Source organism: Streptomyces achromogenes subsp. achromogenes (assembly GCF_000720835.1).
Taxonomy (GTDB): domain Bacteria; phylum Actinomycetota; class Actinomycetes; order Streptomycetales; family Streptomycetaceae; genus Streptomyces; species Streptomyces achromogenes.
Window position 1 is genome coordinate 1 of the sequence record NZ_JODT01000149.1, and the last position, 224, is coordinate 224.

1 protein-coding gene is annotated in these 224 nt (G+C 73.7%); it reads right to left on the bottom strand.

Annotation, left to right across the window (positions count from 1 at the left end; translation table 11 throughout):
- On the bottom strand, positions 1–224 hold a 224-nt coding region (locus IH25_RS38340; protein ID WP_037656586.1), incomplete at both ends, for a hypothetical protein.

The window sequence follows — 224 nt, forward strand, 5'->3', positions numbered from 1 at the left end:
GGGGACATCACGTCCAGGTCGACCAGATGGGCGCCCGCGAGGTCCAGCATCCGCACCCGGGAGGTCACCAGCGCCGCGCAGCCCTCGGTGCCGGGCAGCAGCGGTCGTACCTGGGCCGCGTCCTTGGCGTTGTCCAGCAGGACCAGCACCCGCCGGCCGCGCAGCAGGGAGCGGTACAGCGCCGACCGTTCCTCCAGGGAGTCGGGGATCGCCGAGTCGGCCGT